This is a genomic window from Paenibacillus sp. N119s, from assembly GCF_059447605.1.
Genome location: NZ_JCAJRU010000483.1, coordinates 1 through 678 on the forward strand (window position 1 = coordinate 1; position 678 = coordinate 678).

A 678-nucleotide genomic window follows, 5' to 3' on the forward strand; every position below is an offset into this window, starting at 1 on the left:
CTTGGTATATGGAATTATGGGAAACCATGTTAAGGTCAATATCCGCGTTTGCACTAATGATGTTTCTAGCACGTCTTTTGGGGAAACCGACAATTGCACAAATGACCTACCATGATTTTGTGGCTGTCATTACATTAGGGTCCATTACTGCGAATCTTGCCTTTAATAACACCATAAGTATAAGAATTTTACTAACCTCCATGCTTACTTTTACTGGAATTGCCTACTTGCTGATGGTTTTAGCTATGAAAAACCAGAAGCTGCGAAGTTGGTTCTCGGGAAAACCAACCGTGTTAATTCAGGAAGGAAAAATTATGGAGGGCAATATGAGAAAGCTTAAGGTTACGCTAGATACATTGAACCAGGAACTGAGGGGGAAAAATTTTTTTAATATTCAAGATGTTCAGTATGCCGTACTTGAGCTGAATGGAAGTATTTCTGTCTTACCAAAGCCGGATTGTATGCCTGTAATCAAAAAGGATCTGCATTTGAAAAGTCAGTCTGAGCAGGCTTTTCCCATTGAAATGATCATGGACGGGGATATCATTGAAGCGAATTTACAACAGAATAACCTCACAACAGAATGGCTACAATCACAGATAAAAAAGAAGGGACTCTCTCTTAAAGAAATCAATTATGCCGTAATCAGTACTGATGGGAATGTATATTTTGATGAAT

Annotated in this window: 1 protein-coding gene; it reads left to right on the plus strand. The window is 38.1% G+C overall.

Annotated elements, in window-relative coordinates; genetic code table 11:
- Positions 1-8: 8 nt before the first annotated feature.
- The coding region (locus tag AC5V8P_RS25890; RefSeq protein ID WP_495474095.1) for a DUF421 domain-containing protein at positions 9-678 on the plus strand (670 nt) is incomplete at its 3' end.